Source organism: Rahnella sp. R3(2024) (genome assembly GCF_042920125.1).
Classification (GTDB): Bacteria; Pseudomonadota; Gammaproteobacteria; order Enterobacterales; family Enterobacteriaceae; genus Rahnella; species Rahnella rivi.
In genome coordinates, this window is sequence record NZ_JBHGBU010000003.1 from 26,156 (window position 1) to 45,164 (window position 19,009).

The 19,009-nt window shown below is 50.2% G+C and carries 16 protein-coding genes and 3 pseudogenes; 14 read left to right on the forward strand and 5 right to left on the reverse strand.

Annotated elements, in window-relative coordinates:
• The first annotated feature begins 16 nt into the window (after positions 1–16).
• The 3 genes and pseudogenes from ABSH60_RS23425 to ABSH60_RS23435 form a co-directional block, all read left to right on the forward strand.
• Positions 17–1,507 (forward strand): basic amino acid/polyamine antiporter, encoded by a 1,491-nt coding sequence (locus ABSH60_RS23425; protein WP_390976514.1) that lies wholly within the window; start codon positions 17–19, stop codon positions 1,505–1,507.
• A 39-nt stretch (positions 1,508–1,546) separates the two neighbouring features.
• Positions 1,547–2,818 (forward strand): phophatidylserine decarboxylase associated domain-containing protein, encoded by a 1,272-nt coding sequence (locus tag ABSH60_RS23430; protein WP_390976516.1) that lies wholly within the window; start codon positions 1,547–1,549, stop codon positions 2,816–2,818.
• A gap of 495 nt (positions 2,819–3,313) precedes the next feature.
• A pseudogene (locus ABSH60_RS23435) lies at positions 3,314–3,913 on the forward strand (Bcr/CflA family drug resistance efflux transporter); the annotation flags it as partial.
• Between the two features lie 122 nt (positions 3,914–4,035).
• On the opposite strand, the gene ABSH60_RS23440 reads toward ABSH60_RS23435, so the two are convergent.
• Entirely contained in the window at positions 4,036–5,085 is a 1,050-nt protein-coding gene (locus tag ABSH60_RS23440; RefSeq protein ID WP_390976518.1) for a CocE/NonD family hydrolase, read from the reverse strand.
• A gap of 249 nt (positions 5,086–5,334) precedes the next feature.
• Between ABSH60_RS23440 and ABSH60_RS23445 the strand changes: the two genes are divergently transcribed.
• From ABSH60_RS23445 to ABSH60_RS23485, 9 genes are all read left to right on the forward strand, one after another.
• Entirely contained in the window at positions 5,335–6,501 is a 1,167-nt protein-coding gene (locus tag ABSH60_RS23445) for an aldo/keto reductase (protein ID WP_390976520.1), read from the forward strand.
• A gap of 14 nt (positions 6,502–6,515) precedes the next feature.
• The gene (locus ABSH60_RS23450; RefSeq protein ID WP_113878262.1) at positions 6,516–7,196 is read left to right on the forward strand and encodes a heavy metal response regulator transcription factor; all 681 of its coding nucleotides are present in this window, start codon (positions 6,516–6,518) and stop codon (positions 7,194–7,196) included.
• Positions 7,197–7,211: 15 nt separating this feature from the next.
• Positions 7,212–8,669: a heavy metal sensor histidine kinase gene (locus tag ABSH60_RS23455; protein ID WP_390976522.1), complete on the forward strand. Its 1,458-nt coding sequence runs from the start codon at positions 7,212–7,214 to the stop codon at positions 8,667–8,669.
• A gap of 64 nt (positions 8,670–8,733) precedes the next feature.
• Positions 8,734–9,213: a cupin domain-containing protein gene (locus ABSH60_RS23460; protein ID WP_390976524.1), complete on the forward strand. Its 480-nt coding sequence runs from the start codon at positions 8,734–8,736 to the stop codon at positions 9,211–9,213.
• Positions 9,191–9,952 carry a carboxymuconolactone decarboxylase family protein gene (locus tag ABSH60_RS23465; RefSeq protein WP_095921604.1) on the forward strand — a complete coding sequence of 254 codons (762 nt, stop codon included), beginning with the start codon at positions 9,191–9,193 and terminating at the stop codon, positions 9,950–9,952. Before ABSH60_RS23460 ends, ABSH60_RS23465 begins: the two co-directional genes overlap by 23 nt.
• 9 nt (positions 9,953–9,961) lie before the next feature.
• Positions 9,962–10,546 (forward strand): flavodoxin, encoded by a 585-nt coding sequence (locus ABSH60_RS23470; RefSeq protein ID WP_390976526.1) that lies wholly within the window; start codon positions 9,962–9,964, stop codon positions 10,544–10,546.
• Between the two features lie 107 nt (positions 10,547–10,653).
• Positions 10,654–11,718, forward strand: coding sequence for an alpha/beta fold hydrolase (locus ABSH60_RS23475; RefSeq protein ID WP_390976528.1), 1,065 nt, complete (start codon positions 10,654–10,656; stop codon positions 11,716–11,718).
• A 245-nt stretch (positions 11,719–11,963) separates the two neighbouring features.
• Complete coding sequence (locus ABSH60_RS23480; protein ID WP_390976529.1) at positions 11,964–12,815, forward strand: aldo/keto reductase; 852 nt, start codon at positions 11,964–11,966, stop codon at positions 12,813–12,815.
• Positions 12,816–12,841: 26 nt separating this feature from the next.
• Positions 12,842–13,831 (forward strand): aldo/keto reductase, encoded by a 990-nt coding sequence (locus ABSH60_RS23485; RefSeq protein WP_034950035.1) that lies wholly within the window; start codon positions 12,842–12,844, stop codon positions 13,829–13,831.
• A 34-nt stretch (positions 13,832–13,865) separates the two neighbouring features.
• On the opposite strand, the pseudogene ABSH60_RS23490 reads toward ABSH60_RS23485, so the two are convergent.
• From ABSH60_RS23490 to ABSH60_RS23505, 4 genes and pseudogenes are all read right to left on the reverse strand, one after another.
• A pseudogene (locus ABSH60_RS23490) lies at positions 13,866–14,120 on the reverse strand (LysR substrate-binding domain-containing protein); the annotation flags it as partial.
• A gap of 25 nt (positions 14,121–14,145) precedes the next feature.
• Positions 14,146–14,631, reverse strand: a pseudogene (locus ABSH60_RS23495) (recombinase family protein); the annotation flags it as partial.
• Between the two features lie 116 nt (positions 14,632–14,747).
• The gene (locus tag ABSH60_RS23500; protein ID WP_390976530.1) at positions 14,748–16,085 is read right to left on the reverse strand and encodes a HipA domain-containing protein; all 1,338 of its coding nucleotides are present in this window, start codon (positions 16,083–16,085) and stop codon (positions 14,748–14,750) included.
• Positions 16,082–16,345, reverse strand: a complete 264-nt coding sequence (locus tag ABSH60_RS23505) for a helix-turn-helix transcriptional regulator (protein ID WP_101079632.1) — start codon at positions 16,343–16,345, stop codon at positions 16,082–16,084. Before ABSH60_RS23505 ends, ABSH60_RS23500 begins: the two co-directional genes overlap by 4 nt.
• A 616-nt stretch (positions 16,346–16,961) precedes the next feature.
• On the opposite strand from ABSH60_RS23505, the gene ABSH60_RS23510 reads away from it, so the two are divergent.
• On the forward strand, positions 16,962–17,984 hold the full coding sequence (locus tag ABSH60_RS23510) for a substrate-binding domain-containing protein (protein WP_390976531.1): 1,023 nt from the start codon (positions 16,962–16,964) through the stop codon (positions 17,982–17,984).
• 290 nt (positions 17,985–18,274) lie between these two features.
• The gene (locus tag ABSH60_RS23515; RefSeq protein WP_390976532.1) at positions 18,275–19,003 is read left to right on the forward strand and encodes a gluconate 2-dehydrogenase subunit 3 family protein; all 729 of its coding nucleotides are present in this window, start codon (positions 18,275–18,277) and stop codon (positions 19,001–19,003) included.
• Positions 19,004–19,009: the final 6 nt, after the last annotated feature.

The following is a 19,009-nucleotide window of genomic DNA, read 5'->3' on the forward strand; positions in this document are numbered from 1 at the left end:
ACTTTTAGGATTTATAATGGCGGTTAACAAGCAAGCTAAACCTGCCCCTACCAAACAACTTGGCGTGCTTACGATGACGTTACTCGTTATCAGCGCGATGTTTGGTGGGGGGGTATACAACATCCCGCAAAACATGGCTCAATCAGCCGCACTGGGCGCGATTTTGATCGCCTGGGTCGTTACCGGATTGGGCGTTTTTTTCCTCGCAAGAACCTTTCAGATTCTTGCCGACATTCATCCAGAAATGACGTCGGGTATTTACATGTACTCCCGGGCCGGATTTGGAAAATTGAGTGGTTTCTTAATCGCCTGGGGATACTGGATGTCAGCCGCATTCGGTAATGTCGGTTACGCCGTCTTACTGATGGACGCACTGAATTACTTTTTCCCTCCCTATTTTCAAGGCGGCAACACCTGGCAAGCCATCACTACAGCTTCGATCATCATCTGGGCACTCAGTATTTTTGTTATGCGTGGCGTTAAAGGCATCTCGGTTCTTAACCTTATTGGCACCATTGCTAAATTTATCCCTGTTGCTGTCTTTATTTTCGTGTTGGCCTTTTTCTCTCTGCGTTATCACATGATGGGAACTGACTTTTGGGGACACTTAAGAGATAACGCATTACATGATCGGCCACTTAGCGGCCTTTTCGATCAAGTTAAAAGCACCATGCTGGTAACGCTCTGGATGTATATCGGGATCGAAGGTGCGGTTGTCATGTCTGATAAAGCCGATGGACGCACCGTAAGTCGTGCGACGATTCTCGGCTTTATCATTTCAACTGTCCTGTTTATGTTAGTCAGTATTTTGCCTTTTGGCGTGTTCTCTCAAGGGGAACTTGCCGCCATGGATGCACCCTCCACAGCGGCAATTCTGAGCGCGATAGTTGGCAAATGGGGTGGCGTCTTTATCAATGTTGGCGTCATCATTGCCTTACTCTCTTCATGGCTGGTATGGACGCTACTGGTAGCCGAACTGCCCTGGGCATGTGCCAAAGACGGAACCTTTCCCAAGTTTTTTGCAAGAACGAATGCCAACGGCGTTGCTTCGAACTCACTATGGGTTTCAACGCTGGTTATGCAGGCAGCGATGGCACTGGTATTCTTCTCCAATAATGCCTGGAATGCCATGCTTTCTATTACCGGCGTGGTAATTCTTCCTGCCTATATCGGGTCCGCCGCATTTTTGTGGAAAGTTATAGCCAAAAAAGATTATCCCAAAACAGCTCGCTATAGCCTGAACAGCGCATTAGTGACGAGCGTATTAGCAACGCTGTATGGATTTTGGCTGGTTTATGCTGCCGGGATCTCCTTCATCCTTGTTGGATGTGCAATCTACGCCATTGGATTATTAGTATTCGTTTGGGCACGTAAAGAACAAGCCCCTAAGGAGCCGTTATTCACAGGCTCAGAAAAAGTATTGGTGATGCTGATTATTATTGCTGCGCTGACCAGCTTGTGGATGCTCTTTACCGGCCATCTTCCGCAGATCTATAAGCCATCTTGAATCATAATTTTTATTATATAACCTATATCTGGAGTCAAAATGCACGCTTCTTTAAAACCTTGTAACAAGACCTATACCGCTGGGAAATGGATGCCATCCGATCAGCGTACTCTGCGAAAGTGGATGTTAAAAATAATGGAAAAGGCCGAGAACGATACCGGTGCATTATTACCCTGTGTCGAAGACTTTAAAAACTTCATCGAGAATGACCCGAAAGCATTTATGCTCTTTACACAAATGTTTGACCAGGTCAATACAGATGACGCTCATGCACTTTCGCCATCAGGATTACCGCAAGTACGCGATTACCAGCATATGCTGAGCTTAATAAACGTCATCATGACTCATGCGCCAGAGTTCGATGAAACAGGATTAGTGGGTTTTCCTTTTAACGCCATCTTCAACTGGTCTATGGCAACGCAAGGCGGCTGGAGTGGTTTCCTGGACGAACGAATCAATAAACATATTAAAACCATTCTTAATGAATGGGCGGTGTTTCTCAGTTCAGCTCAAAGCACCTGGGTTTTAAATGACGATCCCCGCTCTGGCTGGTTTGGTGAAGATGCCCGTAAAGCTATGCCGACATTTGTGGATGACTTTATTTGCGACCCATCACTTGATCATCACGGATTCAAATCATGGGATGATTTCTTTACGCGACAGTTCCGCGAAGGCGTACGCCTTGTTGCTGAACCCGATAATGATGATGTGATTGTAAATGCTTGTGAGTCAGCACCTTATCGCCTTGCCGAAGATGTGAAACAACGCGATCAATTTTGGATTAAATCACAGCCCTATGCTCTGCAATATATGATGGATAACGATCCTTTGACTGAGGCTTTTATAGGAGCGACGGTGTATCAGGCATTTCTGAGCGCCCTGAGCTATCACCGCTGGCATGCGCCCGTATCAGGCAGGATTGTTAAAACACGCATTATCGATGGAACCTACTACTCCGAAACATTAAGTGAAGGGGAAGATGTTGCAGGCCCAAATGCTTCTCAGGGATATATTACTGAACTGGCAACCCGTGCATTAATTTTTATTGAAGCTGATAATTCGGATATTGGATTAATGTGCTTTATGGCCGTGGGTATGGCTGAGGTATCAACCTGTGATGTGACCGTTTACGAAGGGCAACATGTTAACAAAGGTGAGCAATTAGGCATGTTCCACTTCGGTGGTTCAACTCACTGCTTATTCTTCCGCCCTGAAGTCAATCTTGAATTTGATTTTCATGGTCAAACGCCGGGACTGGAAAGCAATAATATTCCTGTTAACAGCACGTTAGCCCGTATCAAACGAAGTTAAGTCACGTTGCCGGGGCAGGTCCCTGCCCCAAATGTACACCATGCCTTTTGGTGCAAGTTGCTACCTTAAAACACACACCTCCACTGCACGGTAATAAAAGTTATGACCTCATAGTGATTGGAACATTTTATGAACGATTTCCTGCTTGTCGTGTTACCTGACGGGAAAACGGAGATGAGCTAGCATAAAAAGCTTGTAGCGGTCAAAAAACTAGTTCTTAGTTTCTGGTAACTATTGAACCACATACTCATCCGGGTCCCAGAATAATGTCACGACTTTCATACCCAAAACTTGCACATCTAACTTCATGATGCTCCCCCATTGCGCTGTTCCAGGAGAATGTCATCCATGGTTCGGACATGCCCCATTTTGACTGCACGTAGGTCATAGCCCGCTGCCTCTAAAAGGCGGATAAGAATCGACACACTCATATCGCGTCTCCATTCGAACAACGGTCACTCGTGAAACACCCGCTTTCTCAGCCAATTCAGAACATTTCACAACTACTATGCCTTGCTAACCAACGCCAAATACATGCGTTTTACGCTATGCCTGACGTTCTACTACGTTGCAGACTACGCCTTTGTCACGGGCTCTCCATTTGTGTACATCACGTACTTCGGAGTAGATCCGCAGTACTACGGTTGGCTGTTTGCAGTAAATTTCGTTGGACTGATGGCGGTGAGCATAGTCAACAGACGTCTGGCTCACAGCTATCCACTGGAAGCGTTGCTCAGGAATGCCATATTCATCGCCACTCTTTCCGCAATAGTGCTTGCCGTCACAACCAGCCTGGGTGTCGGTGGAATTACCGTGATTGTCGGCGCGGTGTTCGTATTCTTCTCAGTGAACGGCATCATCGCTGCGACATCCACGGCTTACGCACTTGATGCCGTTCCTAATGTTGCAGGCTCAGCGTTGGCGCTAATGGGAGCATTACAATAAGGTAGTGGCATCATCTCTTCACTTCTTCTCGCCCTGTTCAGTGATGGCACACCATGGACGATGGGCTGGATAATTGCTGTGTTTACGGCAGCCAGCGGCTTGATGGCATTGACTGTTCAGGTAAAAAACAACTATCCCCTGCCCGAATGATTTTATGAATTTCATTCATAGTGGCTATTAACCAGGCGTAATTATCTTTCATCCCTACTCCGTTAATCTGAACGATAAATTCTGGATAAGTCGATACCCACCGGTGTATCGACAGATGCAAATTAAATATTCTTATCAAAGAAGACATCCAGCTTTTGCATTGCCTGGTCTACGTATTTAGGTACCCAATACGTCTCGATATGGGTAGCGCCCTCGATCAGAAACAGTTCTTTGTCCTTCGTACCGGTGGCTTTCGCGAACGCATCTTCAGTCATATAGAGCGTATCCGCTTTTGTACCGGCAATCATCAGCAGGGGTTTATTGATGAGATTGATATGGTCCGTTACGTCAAAGCTCATCAAATCTAACAGGCTGCTGGTGGTGTATTTAAACGTGGAGTTCGGGTGTGCGTGGGTTTTCCAGTAGTACTCGTAGCCTTGGCGATACAAGGCAAAAGGTAATTTAGCAATCTGTTCATCAGTCAGGTTGGCATCGCCGGAGTAAAGCACTTCTCCTCCGGCGGCTTCCTGAGCACGTGCGTCAGAAGCCTGCTGAAGACGCTTCTGGATAGTATCCAGCTGTGAATCCTGCATACCGTTGCGGCGCACAAGGCCTGAATTAAACATGCTGATGGTGGCTATCGATTTGAACCGCTTGTCCGTCTCGGCTGCAACCAGTGAATACCCGCCGCCTCCGCAAATACCCAGCAGACCAAGGCGGGAAGTATCAACCCCCGGATACTGGCTGATGTAGTCAGCCATGCCGTGAACATCGTCAATACGGTTAGCCGGTTTATCCACGCTGCGAGGCATACCACCGCTGGCGCCCTGATAAGCCGCATCGGCGGTAATCGTTATGTAGCCCTGCTCTGCGAGACGCTGAGCATACAAACCCGCGACCTGCTCTTTTACGCCGCCATTAGGATGTGCAACCACCACCGCAGGGTATTTTTTGGCGGGATCGTAGTCAGCAGGGGTATAGACATTCGCCGCAATCTGGATGCCATGCAGATCGTATTTCACCGGATGAATGTTGACCTTGCCTTTGACGTTCTCGGTGATGGCACCGTCATAGGCCAGTGTGAATGGATTTTTTTTGTAATCAGCCGCATTGACTGAGGTGGCTCCGGCCATTGCCGTGATTAGCATTGCACTGATAAGCGTAAATTTCATGGTCTCTCCCGATGAGTGTTGGCCTGGTTATGCAGGCTCGCGGAATCAAAATTGCAGGCTCAGAGTAGTCAGAGAGGGCTGTCAGCATCGTGACGGGGAAATAACATTTTCGTCAGGAAAGGGACTGAGATGGGTAAGTGTTTCTGACAACGCTGTCAGGTAACTGTCAGCTTTATGTTGGCAATCAGGAGGCAGAATGGTCTCGTTTAATGTGATTCATGTTCAATTTTCTGAGAAACGGAGCGATCAATGAAAAGCCAGAATGCCCCAACAATGCCAGAGCGGCGCAAGCTATTAGTCGCCGGGGCCGGTATTGCCGCCGCCTCGCTGATTCCGCACGTATCAGCGGCGAGCCAATCCTCTCAGGTCGATTCATCCAGACAACCCAGCCAACGCAATGCTGCTCCGGGCAAGCGTAAACTCGGGAAGCTGGAAGTTTCTTCCGTCGGTCTGGGCGTGCAGAACATGAGTCGCAAATATGACACCTCTGTTCCCTGGCGTCCCGAGATGCTCAATGTTATCCACCGGGCCTTTGATGAAGGGGTAACGTTCTTCGACGCTGCTGAAGCCTACGGCCCGTTTGAAGTCGAAAAAATTCTCGGGGAAGGCGTCGCCCCGTTCAGGGACAAAATCGTTATCGCCACTAAGTTTGGCTGGAACATTGACCAGCAGACAGGTAAGCGACTGCCGGGTCTCAACAGCAGACCGGAGCATATCAGGCAGGTCGTCGACAATATGCTCAAGCGCCTGCGTACCGATCGCATCGACTTACTGTATCAACACCGGGTTGATCCGCAGATCCCGATCGAAGATGTCGCCGGTGTGGTGAAAGATTTAATGGATCAAGGAAAAGTCCTGCACTGGGGTCTGTCTGAAATGGGCATCAACACGTTGAGGCGCGCCCATGCGGCATTACCCGTTACCGCCGTGCAAAGTGAATACTCCATGCTCTGGCGCGGCCCTGAAAAACAGGTGCTTCCGGTATGTGAAGAGCTGGGCATTGGCTTTGTGCCATGGAGCCCACTCGGCGTGCAGTTTTTAACGGGCTGGATTGATGGGAATACCCGGTTCGCTGCCGGTGATATACGTGCTATAGAAACGCGATTTTCACCCGACAATCTCCCGCACAACTTACAACTCGTTGAGTTGCTGAAAACCTGGGCGATAAGAAAAAATGCCGCACCGGGTCAGATTGCGCTGGCATGGCTCCTGGCCCGTAAATCCTGGATAGTTCCGATCCCGGGCACCACCAATAAAGACCATATGCTGCAAAACACAGCGGCTACCGGCGTGTCGCTGACTGCGGCAGAAATGACCGAGCTTACCCGCTCACTGGATGCCATCACTATCCAGGGTCAACGTCTGCCGGATGCCGTGCAGGTTTATTCCGATGTTGAAGCACCGATGAAAAGTTAAGAGGAAGTCCCGTTATGCGCCTGTTGTTAGTCGAAGATGAAGAAAAAACATCAACCTATCTCAACCGTGCGTTGAGTGAGTCCGGATTTATGGTAGATGTTTCTGCAGATGGCGCTGAAGGTCTTCATTACGCGCTGGAGTTCGACTACGACGCGATAATCCTGGATGTCATGCTGCCGGGGATGGATGGCTACCGGGTTCTCGAGGGGGTGCGGGCTGTCAAACAGACGCCGGTGCTGATGCTCTCTGCACGGGGATCGGTCGACGAGCGCGTTAAAGGGCTGCGTCTTGGCGCGGATGATTATCTTCCCAAGCCCTTTTCGCTTATTGAACTGGTGGCGCGCATTCAGGCACTGGTGCGCCGCCGCGCTACGGATGGCGCGGACATCACCCAGTTGCAAATTCACGATCTGCACCTCGACTTACTGGCTCGCCGCGTTTTTCGCGCCGGAACGCGACTGGAACTGACCGCAAAAGAGTTTTCCCTGCTGAGTCTTATGTCCCGTCATCAGGGTGAGATTCTGTCAAAGATGATGATTGCTGAGCAGATATGGGACATGAATTTTGACAGCGATGCCAATGTGGTTGAAGTCGCCATTAAACGACTTCGAGCCAAAGTGGATGCCCCGTTCGATATCAAACTACTGCATACCGTCCGTGGCATGGGTTATGTCCTCGAAGTCCGGTCCGAATAAATGAAGGGGATAAGCATGCCTGAGCGTTCCATCTCCGTTCATCTGGCGCTGATGTTTGCCTTATCCGCGCTGCTGATTGTATCCGTTATCGGCATCCTGCTCAGAAGCTCCTTACATGACTCTTTGCAAAAGCAGATGCATAACGAACTGCTGTTCCGGGAATCATTAATGAGTCCGTGGATCACCGCACGAACCTCGGCGGACGGCTGGTCTACGCTGGCCAATAAATTCACTGTGTTAACCAATTCTGAAGGTGAGCGCGTTCGCTACTGGATAGTGAGCGATAACCCACGCTTCAGCATGGGGGGAACGCCACCCGTGGGTGTTCAGTGGTCTTCTTTGCAGGAAGGCTTTAATAAAGTGCCCGGCGCATCGGAAGGCGCATGCTCGCTGTTCCTGTTAGTGAAAACCATCCCTGCCAACGGTGAAAGACCTGAGCTGCGCTATGTGGTTGCCATCGACTCCACGCCGTACATGGGCACACTGAATGCCTTCACCCGGACGCTGCTAATCATAGCCGCACTGGGCGTCGTGATTGTCGCTTTGCTGGGATACATCGTATCAAGGATCGGTCTTCGTCCCGTTGGAGCACTCAGTAAAGAGGCCGAACATCTCGCTCCCGGGGATCATGGTCAGCGCCTGAATACCCGCGCGTTGCCTGAAGAATTGCAGCAGTTAGCCTCATCATTTAACGGCGTATTGGAACGTCAGGAAATCGCCTGGCGTCAGCTCGAAAGCTTTAACGCCGATGTTGCGCATGAACTCCGTACTCCGCTGACGAATCTGATTGGTCAGACGCAACTGGGTCTCTCACGCCGGCGTTCGCATGAAGAACTGGAAGAGTTACTGGGTTCCAATCTCGAGGAGCTTGAGCGTATGACGTCAATCGTAAACGACATGCTGTTCCTGTCTCATGCTCATGCAGGTGAACATGCTTCCCAGCTTACGCAGGTGTCCCTGCGGGAAGAAACCCTGAAAACAGCGGAGTATGTGGAACCCTCTTTTGCGGAAAAACAGCTTTCTCTGGATGTGGAGGGGGATGTCACCGCGCACATCGACCGGCGGCTGTTCCACCGCTCACTGGCTAATTTACTGGAAAACAGCGCAAGACATTCACCCTCCGGCAGCAGGGTAACGGTGCGGTTAAGCGAAAAAGGTCATCAGGCCTGTGTTGAAGTTTCAAACCCTGGCGATCCGATAGCACCAGAGCAATTACACCGGCTTTTCGTGCGGTTCTATCGCGTTGACACCTCCCGGGCCAGGAGTGATACCCATCATGGGCTGGGCCTGTCGATCGTGCGTGCCGTCGCCATTATGCACCGGGGAGATGTCTTTGCCCGTAGCGAAGCAGGCATCAATACATTTGGCCTCACCTTTGCAATACAAGCGGATAAAGTAGCGGGCAATGCTCAATCCGGCGCTGAGCCGGGACCCGGTTTAACTGACAGAATTGTCAGGGGGGCGTCAGCCTGACGTCATCACCCCCCCGATAAAATCATCGCAGGCAATCCCCTCTTCATTGATAAGGACGCTTTGCATGATCGGACATTTACGTTACCTCGGGCTATTACTGCCCCTCTTCACATTTTCATCCCGGGCAGCGGAGCAAAATCCCGCTGTCCATATCGCCCCCGCAGGAAGTCAGAATGCGGTGTTCGGGCCAGCCGAGAACTTTACCGGTCGCGTCAGGGTTGATCCTCTCTTCAAACCGGATAACGACATCAGTGTTTCCGGGGCTTATGTCACGTTTGAACCCGGCGCTCGTTCCGCATGGCATACGCATCCGGCAGGTCAGCGGCTGATTGTGACCTCGGGTATCGGGCTGACCCAACAAGAAGGCCAGCCGGTGCAGGTTATCCGCGCGGGTGATGTTGTCTCTTGCCCGGCGGGCGTCAAACACTGGCACGGGGCGGCACCCGGCAGCGCGATGACGCATCTGGCGATAACCGGGATTGTGGATGGCAAAAGCGTTAACTGGATGGAGAAAGTGACAGATGAACAATACCACGCCCATTAAAGCATTAGCGGCAGCAGTGCTGCTGACCTTTGGTTCTGGTCTCGCGGCACATGCTGCACCCGTCAATAAAGGAGCCTCAGAAATGAACCACGAACAAACCGTTTCAGATACGCTTTCAGCCCGCCAACAGGCCATCCCGTTAATTGCGGCATCGATGGCCAGCAGTCAGATGGATAAGCTGAATGCAGCGCTGAATCAGGGTCTTGATGCAGGACTCACCATAAACGAAACCAAAGAGATTCTCGTCCAGCTTTATGCCTACACGGGCTTCCCCCGTAGCCTGAATGCGCTTAGTGAACTGATGAAGGTCGTCGAAGCACGTAAACAACGTGGCATCGACGACGTTGAGGGCAAAGAACCGGTCGCCCCAATCCCTGTCGGGGATGAGCTTCGCCGTGTCGGTACTGCAAACCAGACAAAAATCTCAGGCGCTCCCGTTCAGGGCCCGCTGTTTGATTTTGCCCCGGTCATTAATCAGTTCCTGCAAACGCACCTGTTCGGCGACATTTTCGCCCGCGATAACCTCGACTGGCAAAGCCGCGAGCTGGCAACGGTTGGCGCATTAGCGGCCACGCCAGGCGTTGAAGCCCAGCTCTTATCGCATACGCGAGCCAGCATGCGGGTCGGCCTGACGGCAGCGCAGCTGCGCCAGCTGGCACAGGTTCTGCGTGAACATGGCGAAAATGATGCAGCAACGCGAGCTGAAAAGGCGCTGCAACAGGCGCTCGCAAACAATTAGGAGTTGGCTATGGAGCATGATCCTAACCGCAGAATGGTAATCACCGCACTTGCCGGGCTGACGCTGGCGAACGTTTCTCTGGCATCAGCAGCCACCGGAACCGCAAATGTGCAGGGTAAAAGTCGTGTTCTGGTGGCGTACTTTTCCCGCAGCGGAAATACACGGGTGATTGCGGGCGTCATTCACCGTAGCCTGAACACCGATCTGTTTGAAATCGAACCGGCTGCGCCTTATCCGGAAGACTATTTTCAGACCGTTGAACAGGCGAAAAATGAGCGGGAGCGGGGAGTAAAACCCGCATTGAAAAATAGCGTCGCAGATATCTCCCGCTATGAGACCCTGTATTTAGGCTTTCCCATCTGGGGGACCAGCGTGCCGCCTATAGTACAAACGTTTCTCAGCAGCCATAACCTTGCGGGCAAATTACTCATCCCCTTTATTACTCACGGTGGCTACGGTAAAGGAGACAGCGACGACATCCTTGCCAGTCTCGCCCTCACTGCGCGCAGGGAAAAACCGCTGGTCATTGAATGCGACCAGGAGCGAAGAACCACTGAAACAGTCACCAGTTGGTTAGAGACAATACGCAGTTAATCGTCCGCATTCATGAATCTGCCAAATAAGGGCAATCAGGAGTGCTAAATAATTAACGCTGACAACTCAGATATGATTGAACGGCACACATAACAGAGGATGTAATCTTGAAGACAATCTTAAAAACGCTGGCCATCTGCGTAATGGCGGGTGGTCTGGTGGCTCAGTCGGTATACGCCGGGCCGCTGGTCATTCAGGAACAGGGAAGCTTTTCTGCTGGCGGTACTATCATCACCGCACCAGGTACATTTGACGCGAAAAAGCCGCTGGATTCTGCCGGCCAAACCTACCATGGCGATCATGCGTCTGTGTTCTACCAAATCCCGGAGAATCCGCATAAATACCCTATCGTCATGCTGCACGGCGCAGGGCAGTTTTCCCGTACCTGGGAAAGCACTCCGGATGGTCGTGAAGGGTTCCAGAACATATTCCTGCGTCGCGGGTTCTCAACTTATCTTGTCGATCAGCCACGTCGGGGCAGCGCCGGGCGCACGACTGTAGAAGGTACTGTTTCGCCAAAACCGGATGAACAGATGTGGTTTAATCAGTTCCGCGTTGGCGTGTGGCCAGAGTATTTTAAGGGCGTTCAGTTCTCTCACGACAAAGAAGCGTTGAACCAGTATTTCCGTCAGATGACCCCGAATACCGGGCCGTTTGATATCAATGTTATCTCTGATGCGATGTCCGCCGTCGTGGATAAATCCGGCCCGGCTATCCTCTTCACCCACTCTCAGGGTGGCGGACCAGGCTGGTATACGGCGATGAAAAATGACAAGGTCAAAGCCATTGTCGCCTTCGAGCCAGGCAGCAGCTTTGTCTTCCCGGAAAAAGAACTCCCTGCCCCTATGCCAAGCGCGTTCGACACGCTGAAGGGTGAGCCTGTGCCAATGGCGCAGTTTATGGCACTGACCAAAATCCCGATTCTGATCATTTACGGCGATAACATTCCGGATAAACCTGTCGCCATGCCCGCGCAGGACAGCTGGCGCGTACGTCTGGCGATGGCTCGTGAGTGGCGTGACGTGGTGAACAAGCATGGCGGGGATGTGACGGTAACGCATCTGCCAGAAGTGGGAATCAAAGGGAATACCCACTTCCCGTTCTCTGATTTAAATAATGTGCAGATTGCCGATTTGGTGAGTAAATTCCTGAAGGAAAAAGACCTGCAATAGGAAGAGCCAGTATTGAGTCTTCATTATTGAAGGCTCAATACAAACATCATCTTTATAAAAAATAAAGTGGCCTAATCCTGCCGAAAAAAGTGTTGAATATGGCGGTTTGCTTTGCTCACAAAACAGAGCGTCAGCCCTCCAAAGATTAATGAATACATCTAATAAACCCTAGTTAATTACCCCCTCTAATAGAATAAATAACTTTGCGTTATGCTTTTCCTACACAACAGCTGAAGGATAACGTCATGCAAACTGTAAAACTGAACAACGGTATAGAAATGCCCCTTCTGGGCTTTGGTGTCTTCCAGATGACGGATGCCGCCGAATGCGAAAGAGCCGTGATTGACGCTATCGATACAGGATACCGCCTGATCGATACCGCAGCGTCCTACCAGAATGAAACCCAGGTCGGGAACGCACTGAAACAGACTGGTATCGCACGTAACGAACTCTTTGTAACGACCAAACTTTGGCTCCGGGATACCAATTACGAAGGTGCTAAAGCACAGTTCGAACGCTCCCTGAATCGGCTGCAACTTGATTACGTTGACCTGTATCTGATTCACCAGCCTTACGGCGATGTCCATGGAGCCTGGCGTGCTATGGAAGAACTGCAACAGGCAGGCAAAATTCGCGCCATTGGCGTCAGCAACTTCCATCCTGACCGACTGGCCGACCTTATCGCCTTCAACAAAGTGGCCCCTGCGGTAAACCAGATTGAAGTTAACCCCTTCAACCAGCAGTTGCATGCGGTTCCATGGAATCAAAGCCGTGGCATTCAGCCGGAAGCCTGGGCACCGTTTGCTGAAGGTAAAAATGGTCTGTTCCAGCATCCCGTATTAACGGCAATTGGTCAGAAGTACGGCAAAAGTGTGGGCCAGGTGGTACTGCGCTGGATCTTCCAGCGGGGCATCGTTTCACTGGCGAAATCGGTGCGGAAAGAGCGCATGGCAGAGAACATCGACATTCTCGATTTTAGACTCAGTTCTGAGGATATGCTGCAGATTGCTGCCCTCGACACCGCAACCAGTGCCTTCTTCTCACACCGAGACCCGGCGATGGTGGAATGGCTGACTGGCCGCAAACTTGATGTTTAAGCCGCGATAAAAGAGGTATTCATTCAATGCAAAAGCGCTTTTTAGGTAAATCTGGGCTAGAAGTGTCCGCTCTGGGACTCGGTTGCATGGGGCTCAGCCATGCCTACGGCCCTGCAACAGATACCCGTCAGGCTATAGAACTTATTCGTACAGCAGTTGAACGTGGAGTTACTTTTTTCGATACAGCTGAATTGTATGGCCCCTTCCTTAATGAAGAGGTTGTCGGTGAAGCCTTAAAACCGTTTCGTGACCGTGTGGTCATTGCCACCAAGTTTGGTTTTACCTTTGGCGATGACAATAAGCAGCAGATTTTAAACAGCCGTCCGGAGCATATCCGTGAAGCTGTGGAAGGATCATTACGCCGCCTTAAGACTGATGTCATTGATCTGCTGTATCAACATCGTGTCGACCCGGATGTCCCCATTGAAGATGTTGCGGGTGCAGTGAAAGACCTGATCGCGGAAGGCAAAGTTAAACATTTCGGTCTGTCCGAAGCGGGTGCGCAAACCATTCGTCGTGCGCATGCTGTACAACCGGTCACTGCGCTGCAAAGCGAATATTCCATGTGGTGGCGCGAGCCTGAGCAGGAAATCCTGCCGCTACTGGAAGAGCTGGGTATTGGTTTTGTGCCCTTCAGCCCATTAGGCAAAGGCTTCCTGACGGGAGCGATTAAACCAGGAACAACGTTTGGCAAGGATGATTACCGCAGCACCGTGCCGCGTTTCGCCGAACAGGCGATTGAAGCCAATGAAAAGCTGGTCTCATTACTGGGTGAACTGGCAGCAGAGAAAGGCGTGACGTCTGCGCAAATTGCGCTGGCATGGTTGCTGGCACAAAAACCGTGGATTGTTCCTATCCCTGGTACCACCAAACTACACCGGCTGGAAGAAAACCTGGGGGCTGCCGACATCATTCTTTCGCAGGATGACTCACGGCAGATAACCCAGGCGCTTGAAACGATTAAAGTCGTCGGCGAACGTTACTCTCCTGAGCATCAGGCTCGCACTGGCCGTTAATGCCCCGACGGGTCCGCTGCGATTGGCGGACCCGTTATTCTGAGTAGCGAAGGGCATCGATCATCAGCGCAAAAGCGGGCGGATGCTGCTTACGGCTGGGGTAGTAAAGATAATATCCGGGGAAAGACGGACACCAGTCCTGCAGAACCTGAATAAGCTCTCCTGACTTTATATAATCCTGCACCCTGTCTTCAGGTATACAGGCGATGCCAAAACCGGATAAAGCCGCATCAATCCTTTCCGCCTGCAGATTAAACGTTACCTGTCCTTCCACTCTGACCCGTAACGGTACGCTCAATAACGACCTGCTTTTATTCTTCGTTCAGGGCAGAGGGACGGCCAAAACGTTTTCCTGCCGCTTTTGCCCGCGCAATACCTGAATGTGTGCGTTCAAGCAGTAGGTCCCGTTCGAATTCTGCCACGGCAGAAATAACCTGCATGGTCATTTTCCCCGCGGGGCTGGTGAGGTCTACTCCACCCAAAGCTAAGCAGTGGACACGAATATCGGAATCTGCCAGTTGTTCTACCGTTTTTCTGATATCCATCGCATTTCGGCCAAGGCGATCAAGCTTGGTGACTATCAGAACATCGCCACTTTCCATACGGTCAAGCAGTCGGATAAATCCAGGTCGCTCACTTGCGGCAACCGAACCACTAATATGTTCCTCAATATATCGCTGAGCACGAACATCAAAACCCGCCGCTTCAATTTCACGACGCTGGTTTTCTGTGGTCTGCTCCAGAGTGGGTATTCGGCAGCAGGCAAAAACCCGTGACGCAGGAAACTTTCCGTACCAAATAGATGTCCAAATTATAACTCCTGTACGAAATGAATTTCGCTCATTTTCGGACAGGCATACAGTAATGGTGTACGAAACCGGTCGTGTTCGTATGGTTGGGCTTCAGACCCCAATCATTACCTCTTTTTACGGCCTCCCAACAATTCTGACCGACCATAGCTAACTTTATCTTCTGTGTGTTTTCTCATGCCTGAAAAACCTTCTTCATCAAGTAATTTTTCGATTGGCCCAATTACTTGTGCTGATTTGGTGTGCTGCAATGAATTAATCCCCTCATTCCATGCGTGGAGCATATACTTTGTCGTTTCTCTCCAACGCGGTTCATTCTTGGATGCCTCAACCATCTCCTTTCCAACTTCAACTGCAGATTCCGAAAGTACGTTGACCATTTCTGCAAATCGGCGAGGCGAAATCCCCAACCTGGCATTAAAAAATCGTTCCAAGGTCTTACGCGCATACCACGTTTGCCTTCCTTCAATCGACAATGCTGGAGGGTTATGTGAAAACCGTGGGTAGGCCTGAGTCGTAACTAAGTCGTACACTGGCGTATATTTTACATCTGACAAAGTCGTGTAATAAAGGGCAATATTCTTTGAATGACAGTCCGCGTTGCGAACAATGAAATTCGTCAGAATTAACCATCCCAGACCTTCCAACTGCGCACGTACTGCCGTACCCGGTAAGTATACGCGGGTCGCGTTTAACACCTTTTCCATCGTTGTCGCATATTTCTCATGCGGCGGCATCCCCAACAATCCACATGCATCTTCTAAACCGGAAACTGGATTACCTATTTCATCAACGTCGAATCGTTCAACAAGGAGTACTTTGCCATCATCAGACATGACGCTTCGCGCCACGGGAGTGACCCTAAGCCTCTCTAACACTCTCATTGTGTAAAATTCATTGAAGCCGAGATAAGGTGTTGTGTCGTCTGAGCCCTTAATAATGAATTGTCGGGTTTTGAGAGTGGGTTTGCCCATTGGTATCTCTTCTTTGCCGGCGGGAGCAAGAAATTTAGGTACAACACCCGATACTGCGGCTCTCGCATAACGCCTTACCAAAGCTGCAAAGTGGTCGGCTGTATTATTGCCTTTCAGCAGGTCGTTAATTTGCAAAAGATCAGGTTCTTCTCCGGGAGCTATACCTTCTGGCGTAACGGTTACCCGGCCTACTCCTGAAGAGCCTATAACAGCCAAAAGCGATAAATCTGTTCCATCTAGCAGTGGACCAAATTCTTCACGAATGACCCCGAGAAGATAACCTTCAGGCAGATTCTGTCTGAAAAAGGGATGCAAATCCCGTGGCCAACGCCACGCTGCTTCACGAACAGGCATCGACAGGCTGATAAATTCGTTACTCTTAGTTTCTGATAAGTACTGAAGCACATACTCATCCCGGTCCCTGAATAATGTCGCGACTTTCTTACCCAAAACTTGCACATCTAACTTCATGATGCTTCCCCATTGCGCTGTTCCAGGAGAATGTCATCCAGGGTTCGGACATGCCCTATTTTGACTGCACGTAAGTCATAGCCCGCGGCCTCTAAAAGTCGAACAAGAATCGACACACTCATATCGCCTTTTGCAAGTGTCTCCATTCGAACAACGGTAACGCGTGAAACGCCCGCTTTCTCAGCCAATTCAGCCTGCGACAAGTCTGCTTCGATCCTTGCAGTTTTAAGCATTTCTGCAACATCATAGAGAGTGGTCATATGTGTCTCCTGGGATACTATAAACCCAGTGTAAAGCAAAAATGTATCCCATGGGACTCAAATTACCTTTTCCATGAAAATTTGATTATGAAGGCGATACTTAAACCTAAGTGATAAAGACTACAGGAATAAGTATCCCCGCAGATACTTAATGATGGAATATGCCATTAATGTATCTTATGGGATACATTAATGGTAATGGAATAGTAATGACCTGCTTTCTGCTAATTGACATATCTTGACGTTAGTCGCTTTTCTCACATGAATTCATCTCATGCTTAAAATGGACGCGAACATTGGGCGGGATATATAAAGTCCTCAAGCAGTATCCGCGATAGACCCGCTTCCCAGCGCCGCTGCTTTTTCTGCCACAAGGACAGCGGCGCTGAACTCTTCTCATCAACTGCTCTGTTTTTTCGTCGTTATTATAACTTTTGCACCCGAGTGCAAAAACCGTTTGCACTCGGGTGCAAAAGTTAACATAATCCCAACATTGCTTTTGTATGGACTTTTTTTATCGTGCTTAAGTGCGGGAATGTGCAATGAGAGGAGTTTCTTTTCGTCGGCGTTTAACGTTCAATATCAGTCCTGTAACTCTGACATTAAAATCAGGCTAATGACGAAAGAAACCAAAACGCCAAAACCTTCTAAAGCCACGGCCAGCGATGTCGCCGAACTGGCGGGCGTGTCGAAATGGACGGTGTCGCGGGCGTTTACTGCCGGCGCATCAGTCTCCGACAAAGCGCAAAAAAAAGTGCTTGAGGCCGCGGAAGCGCTCGGTTATCGCCCTAACCTGCTGGCCCGCAGCTTGACCAAGAAAAGCACGCATATCATTGGCGTCGCCATTGATGAGCTGAAAAACCCGCATTCGATGCTGATCCTCGATACGGTAACAAAATCATTACAAACCCGCGGTTACATGACGTTGCTACTCAACATCACCGAGGGCGAGAATTATCAGGCCGTGATTACGATGGCCGATCAGTTGCAGGTTGATGGCATTTTGTTTTTAGGCAATGTGCTGACCACCCAGCTTTACGATGTCGCTCACGCCCTGCATCACATCCCTCTGGTGCAGGTGTGTCGTAACAGTGAGGATCACCGCGGTGTCGATATTGTGAATATTGATGGTTATCAGGCCGGTCGCGAGATCGCAGAGCTGTTTCTCGCGCAGGGTTATCAGCGTTTTGGCTACATGAAAGGACCGGATGTCGGCTCTAACCACCTGTTACGCATGGAAGGCTTTCGTGACAGGCTGGAGGCAAAAGGCGCGACGCTGGATGTCATGATGGTCGCCGGGCATTATGATCGCAACGCAGCGTATCAGCAGATCACCGAGTACTGGCAGGCAACGCCCCGCGGAGAGCGTATTGACGCGATGTTTTGTGAGAACGATATTCTGGCCATTGGCGTGCTCGAAGCGCTGACTGAGCGGGATCAGCGGCACAGTATGGGCGTCATCGGCTTTGACGATATTGACGAGGCCAGTTCACCGGTCTGGCAACTGACATCGTACCGTCAGCCAAGGGAAAAACTGATCGCCGAAGCGCTGAACCGGCTGATTGATGATACCCCGGATCCCGATGGAGACTGGCGTCATGGGGAACTGATTATCAGGCAGTCACACCTGAAGAAGTAACAGAACGAACGCTGTTTCGGATCAGGATACTAAAATATGGCCGGAACAGTGATAATAATAAAACATAATTGTGCATTTGAATTATTTATTCATTCTTAAAATTCAATACCAGGAAAACGCCTCTCAGGGTTTCCTTCCTTAATATTTATCCTCTGGCGATAAATCATCAGCTTAATCATGTTTTTTTGCAGGATCGGTTTTCTGTTGCCGCTCCGCAGGGATCCGCTTGCCTGAAATAAGCGGTTTATAAAAGCAGTTAATAAAATATCGTGCTATTGAAGGATATATTCATGAACCGAAGAGAAGCGCTCTTTTCACTGAGTTCACTGGTCGCCACCCTGACCGTGTTACCCAAACTCAGCGCGAAAGAAATACACGATGTCCCGCTGGAAACACAGCTGACAAAAGACATGTTGCCCGTCCCTGCCCTGCAAGGCGGCTATCAGGTATTAACCAACGAGACCGACCGCAAAAATCTGGCGGCTATTTTTGACCGGCTGATCCCCGCCGACGATCACGGTCCTTCCGCCAGTGAAGAAGGCTGCATAGAATTCATCGACAGCCAGCTTGCAGGCGACTACGGTGCAGGATCCTCGCTGTATCTGGTCGGCCCGCTGCGTCCGGAGAATGAAGAGAAACTCATGGGCAGCCCGCAATTTCTTTCCTCTCCGCGTGAGCGCTATATGACCGGACTGAAAGCCCTCGAAGCCTGGTCGCAGACTCACCACCACGTCTCCTTTTTTAGCCTGAATGCTGATCAGATCGACGCATTTCTGACTGAGATGGAAGCCGGTAAAATTAATCTCGGTGCGGATGTTAACAGTCAGGCATTTTTTGAATTAATGCTGCAAAACGTTCGTGAAGGTTATTTATCCGACCCGCTCTATGGCGGAAATAAAACCATGGCTGGATGGAAAATGATTGGCTTCCCTGGCGCACGTTATGACTACCGTCAATATATTGACCGTCGCGGTGAAGATTTAAAATTAATTCCCGTCAGCCTGATCCCGAACGATTAATTGCGG